The organism is Mucilaginibacter sp. A5337 (assembly GCF_059690695.1).
Window position 1 is genome coordinate 1 of the sequence record NZ_JCAWEC010000020.1, and the last position, 6222, is coordinate 6222.

The window sequence follows — 6222 nt, forward strand, 5'->3', positions numbered from 1 at the left end:
CTGTAAACGCAAAAAGCCTTAGGTATTAGCTAAGGCTTTTGCAATGTTGCACCATTGAAGGTGATAAAGGGTGGCACCGACCTACTCTCCCACGTTTTACCGCAGTACCATCGGCTCTGGCGGGCTTGACTTCTCTGTTCGGAATGGGAAGAGGTAGACACCGCCGATATAGGCACCTGAATTTCTTTTGGTTCATTGGTTCATTCGTTCAGTAGTTCATTGGTCTGAGCATACTGTAGAATTTTACCTTTGTACCGATATTTTATTTGTTTGTTATTGTCCTCTCTTCTTTCGTTATCTGGCTACTAATGAACCAATGACACCAATGAACTAATGAACCAGCAAACAATGACATATTATTGAAAGAAGTGATTGAATTTAAGAGAAAACAACAGCTTTTGTTGTTTATCTGTTTGTTTTGTTTCTCACCGGCTCATCTATCCCTCGTCTTATCAGTATTGCTACCAATCAACTAATGAACAAATGAACCAGTGAACGTTTCTTCACGAAGAAAGCTTCGGGCAATTAGTATTACTCGGCTATGATGTCACCACCTTTATACCTGTAACCTATCAACGTAGTAGTCTCCTACGACCCTCTATGGAAGTCTCATCTTGTGGCTAGTTTCGCACTTAGATGCTTTCAGCGCTTATCTATTCCCAACGTAGCTACTCTGCAGTACACCTGGCGGCATAACAGATTCACCAGAGGTTAGTCCAACCCGGTCCTCTCGTACTAAGGTCAGCCCCACTCAAACTTCCTGCGCCCACAACAGATAGGGACCGAACTGTCTCGCGACGTTCTGAACCCAGCTCGCGTGCCACTTTAATGAGCGAACAGCTCAACCCTTGGGACCTTCTCCAGCCCCAGGATGTGACGAGCCGACATCGAGGTGCCAAACCTCCCCGTCGATATGAGCTCTTGGGGGAGATCAGCCTGTTATCCCCAGCGTACCTTTTATCCTTTGAGCGATGGCCCTTCCATGCAGAACCACCGGATCACTATATCCGTCTTTCGACCCAGCTCGACTTGTCTGTCTCACTGTCAAGCAAGCTTATGCTATTGCACTCCGCGTACGGTTACCAAGCGTACTGAGCTTACCTTTGAAAGCCTCCGTTACCTTTTTGGAGGCGACCACCCCAGTCAAACTACCCGCCAAACAATGTTCTCCACTTTGTAGAGTTAGACACCAAATACAGAAAGGGTGGTATTTCAACGTTGACTAAATGACTCCTGGCGAAGCCACATCACAGTCTCCCACCTATCCTACACATCCTGTATCCGATATCAATGTTAAGCTATAGTGAAGGTGCATGGGGTCTTTCCGTCCCGTTGCGGGTAACCGGCGTCTTCACCGATACCACAATTTCACCGAGCTCATGGCTGAGACAGCGCCCAGATCGTTACACCATTCGTGCAGGTCGGAACTTACCCGACAAGGAATTTCGCTACCTTAGGACCGTTATAGTTACGGCCGCCGTTTACTGGGGCTTCGATTCAATGCTTCGCCTTGCGACTAACATCCCCTCTTAACCTTCCAGCACCGGGCAGGTGTCAGGCCATATACGTCATCTTTCGATTTTGCATAGCCATGTGTTTTTGTTAAACAGTCGCCTGGGCCTTTTCACTGCGGCTGACATTGCTGCCAGCGCCCCTTCTCCCGAAGTTACAGGGCCATTTTGCCGAGTTCCTTAGCCATGATTCACTCGAGCACCTTAGGATTCTCTCCTCGACTACCTGTGTCGGTTTACGGTACGGGTTTTTATTACCTGAAGCTTAGCGGGTTTTCTTGGAAGTCTGATTACCTGAACTATCACATCCCCCGAAGGTTCTGTGTACTATCAGCTTTCAGCATGATCTGCGTACTTAACTACAAACCATATACCTACAGCCTTTAACGAACTATTCCGTCAGTTCGCGTCAGTGTCACTACTCCGTCACCGCATCGCAGTAATAAAAAGTACTGGAATATTAACCAGTTGTCCATCGGCTACGCCTGTCGGCTTCACCTTAGGCCCCGACTAACCCTGATCCGATTAGCGTTGATCAGGAAACCTTAGTCTTTCGGTGGGCGGGTTTCTCTCCCGCCTTATCGTTACTTATGCCTACATTTGCTTTTCTACACTCTCCACAGTCAGTTACCTTCCTGCTTCGCCGATTGTAGAATGCTCCCCTACCAGTCATATTAAATATGAATCCATAGCTTCGGTATACTGCTTGATGCCCGTTTATTATCCATGCCCGATCGCTCGACTAGTGAGCTGTTACGCACTCTTTAAATGAATGGCTGCTTCCAAGCCAACATCCTAGCTGTCTGTGCAATCGGACCTCGTTAGTTCAACTTAGCAATAATTTAGGGACCTTAGCTGATGGTCTGGGTTCTTTCCCTCTCGGCCATGGACCTTAGCACCCATAGCCTCACTCCAGCGTATATTATAAAGCATTCGGAGTTTATCTGGATTTGGTAGGATTTGACTCCCCCGCACCCAATTAGTAGCTCTACCTCTTTATAACTCAACCGCCAGGCTGTTCCTAAAAACATTTCGGGGAGTACGAGCTATTTCCCAGTTTGATTAGCCTTTCACCCCTACCCACAAGTCATCCGGAAACTTTTCAACGTTTATCGGTTCGGTCCTCCAGTACCTGTTACGGCACCTTCAACCTGCCCATGGGTAGATCACAAGGTTTCGCGTCTACCTCCCCTGACTATACGCCCTTTTCAGACTCGCTTTCGCTTCGGATCCGTGTCTTAAACACTTAACCTTGCCAGGGAAGAGTAACTCGTAGGCTCATTATGCAAAAGGCACGCCGTCACCATTACTGGCTCCGACCGCTTGTAAGTACACGGTTTCAGGTTCTATTTCACTCCCCTGTTCGGGGTTCTTTTCACCTTTCCCTCACGGTACTGGTTCACTATCGGTCTCTCAGGAGTATTTAGCCTTACCGGATGGTGCCGGCAAATTCCCACAAGGCGTCTCCGACCTCGCGGTACTCAGGATACCACTATCCTACTATCAATTACCCGTACGCAGCTCTCATGCTCTTTGGCCGGGTTTCCCACCCCGTTCCGGTTCTCTTTAATATTCATGTTGTGGTCCTACAACCCCTGTTATGCCGTAACATAACAGGTTTGGGCTTCTTCCATTTCGCTCGCCACTACTCTGGAAATCACTATTGTTTTCTCTTCCTCTGCTTACTTAGATGTTTCAGTTCGGCAGGTTAGCGCATTTATGCAATTATCCTTCAGATAATTAGGTTTCCCCATTCGGAAATCACCGGATCAAGTCTTATTTGCAAATCCCCGGTGCTTATCGCAGCTTATCACGTCCTTCTTCGCCTCTGAGAGCCAAGGCATCCCCCGTGTACCCTTTCTTACTTTCTTCTACTCTTGCGCCTTTTGCGCCGCAAGGTATGTCTTTATTTTAGATTAGTTGATTCGTTCACTTGTTCACTCGTTCATTTGTCCAAGCAGTATTGCTACCAATGAACTAATTTACTAATGAACCATTGAACTGAAAAAACGTCTCTATCTGTTGTTTTCTCTTGTTTTCAATTACTTCTTCCAATATGTCAAAGAACGTTTTGCGGATGTACAGATGTTTGATTTCAGATGTGCAGATGATTTCTCATTTGCACATCTGCATATCTTCACATTTGCTAATCTGCATCGTGGAGAATAACGGATTCGAACCGTTGACCCCCTGCGTGCAAGGCAGGTGCTCTAGCCAGCTGAGCTAATCCCCCCTAAGATTAATTAGTGATTTGGTGTTTTTTTGAATTAGCGATTTCTTTCAATTCACTAACTCACTAACTCATTAATTCACTCATTGCCTTTTTTGTAGTCCCGAGCAGATTTGAACTGCTGACCCCTACATTATCAGTGTAGTGCTCTAACCAAGCTGAGCTACAGGACTATTCTTTATTTCGGATTTCGGATTTACGATTTTAGATTTTTATCGTAAATCGTAATCTCTTACAATCCTGCCTCAGTTGTTCACACAACACGATGGCTTCATCTTCTGGGTTTTCTTTTTTACGTTTATTTTATAGCGATATCTCATGTCTCTTATCTCACATCTCATATCTACTACTTTAAGAAATATCATGTAGGTAACAGTTCCGAATCACTCTGAGAAACTGCTCCAGAAAGGAGGTATTCCAGCCACACCTTCCGGTACGGCTACCTTGTTACGACTTAGCCCCAGTTACCGACTTTACCCTAGGACGCTCCTTGCGGTTACGCACTTCAGGCACTTCCAGCTTCCATGGCTTGACGGGCGGTGTGTACAAGGCCCGGGAACGTATTCACCGCGTCATTGCTGATACGCGATTACTAGCGAATCCAACTTCACGGGGTCGAGTTGCAGACCCCGATCCGAACTGTGAATGACTTTATGAGATTGGCATCCTGTTGCCAGGTAGCTGCCCTCTGTATCATCCATTGTAGCACGTGTGTAGCCCCGGACGTAAGGGCCATGATGACTTGACGTCGTCCCCTCCTTCCTCTCTATTTGCATAGGCAGTCTGTTTAGAGTCCCCACCTTAAATGCTGGCAACTAAACATAGGGGTTGCGCTCGTTGCGGGACTTAACCCAACACCTCACGGCACGAGCTGACGACAGCCATGCAGCACCTAGTTTCGTGTTCCGAAGAACTAGAGCGTCTCTGCTCTATTCACTAACTTTCAAGCCCGGGTAAGGTTCCTCGCGTATCATCGAATTAAACCACATGCTCCTCCGCTTGTGCGGGCCCCCGTCAATTCCTTTGAGTTTCACCCTTGCGGGCGTACTCCCCAGGTGGAACACTTAACGCTTTCGCTTAGACGCTGACCGTATATCGCCAACATCGAGTGTTCATCGTTTAGGGCGTGGACTACCAGGGTATCTAATCCTGTTTGATCCCCACGCTTTCGTGCCTCAGCGTCAATCATACTTTAGTAAGCTGCCTTCGCAATTGGTGTTCTGTGACATATCTATGCATTTCACCGCTACTTGTCACATTCCGCCTACCTCAAGTACATTCAAGCCCATCAGTATCAAGGGCACTGCGATAGTTGAGCTACCGTCTTTCACCCCTGACTTAACAGGCCGCCTACGCACCCTTTAAACCCAATAAATCCGGATAACGCTTGGATCCTCCGTATTACCGCGGCTGCTGGCACGGAGTTAGCCGATCCTTATTCTCAAGGTACATTCAACTCGATACACGTATCGAGGTTTATTCCCCTGCAAAAGCAGTTTACAACCCATAGGGCCGTCTTCCTGCACGCGGCATGGCTGGTTCAGACTTCCGTCCATTGACCAATATTCCTTACTGCTGCCTCCCGTAGGAGTCTGGTCCGTGTCTCAGTACCAGTGTGGGGGGTCATCCTCTCAGATCCCCTAAACATCGTAGCCTTGGTAAGCCGTTACCTTACCAACTAGCTAATGTTCCGCATGCCCATCTTGATCCTATAAATATTTGATATTAAAGCGATGCCACTTCAATATGTTATGCGGTCTTAATCTCTCTTTCGAGAGGCTATCCCCCTGATCAAGGTAGGTTACATACGTGTTACGCACCCGTGCGCCACTCTCAAGGAAAGCAAGCTCTCCTATCCCGTCCGACTTGCATGTATTAGGCCTGCCGCTAGCGTTCATCCTGAGCCAGGATCAAACTCTCCATTGTAAAATGTTTTGTTTTAATCTCTGACCCTATTATTAATTAATAGAATCTGTATTATTATATCTTTATACAGTTTCTCGCTTATTTGTAACTCTTCAGCTTGTATCGACCTTAGTCTCTACGCGCCTCCCGTTACGCTACATGATTTCCATTTCTTAAAAGAACTTTTTCGCCTCCCCTTCACGGTTCTGCTATATAATCTTCAGGATTACCTGATCTGATTTGTCATTTTCTATCCGGCGAGAATCGCTCTCTTTCCGCTTTGATTCCGAGAACCTAAAGCCCTCATCCTCTTTTCTTTAGAAGCCTTTAAACTTCTGTCCCGCTTGGGGCTGCAAAGGTAGAAACCTTTTCTTTATTTCCAAAACTTTTTTTTATTTTTTTTATTCTAAGTTTCAGACCCGCTTCCCTCTCTCTTTCTCCCCGTTTGCGGGCTGCAAAGGTGTGAATTATTTCCCAATTCCACAAAAAGATTTTTATCTTTTTTCTCCTCTTCCCTAACTCACTCTCAACCTTTAAAGAACTATCCCCGCTCCCTCGTTTGCGGGCTGCAAAGGT

General features: G+C 46.7%; 1 protein-coding gene, 2 tRNA genes and 3 rRNA genes. All 6 read right to left on the bottom strand.

The genetic code is table 11. The features are described 5' to 3' along the window. Positions 1-68: 68 nt before the first annotated feature. Positions 69-180: ribosomal RNA gene (gene rrf, locus AC59JO_RS29490) — 5S ribosomal RNA — on the bottom strand. 325 nt (positions 181-505) lie between these two features. Continuing rightward, positions 506-3383, bottom strand: a 23S ribosomal RNA gene (locus tag AC59JO_RS29495). A 287-nt stretch (positions 3384-3670) separates the two neighbouring features. Further along, positions 3671-3744: transfer RNA gene (locus tag AC59JO_RS29500), tRNA-Ala, on the bottom strand. Between the two features lie 95 nt (positions 3745-3839). Beyond that, positions 3840-3914, bottom strand: a tRNA-Ile gene (locus AC59JO_RS29505). 232 nt (positions 3915-4146) lie between these two features. Next, positions 4147-5667: ribosomal RNA gene (locus tag AC59JO_RS29510) — 16S ribosomal RNA — on the bottom strand. Together the 16S, 23S and 5S rRNA genes with 2 tRNA genes alongside form the textbook arrangement of a ribosomal RNA operon. 306 nt (positions 5668-5973) lie before the next feature. Continuing rightward, on the bottom strand, positions 5974-6222 hold a 249-nt coding region (locus AC59JO_RS29515; RefSeq protein ID WP_497309990.1), incomplete at its 5' end, for a hypothetical protein.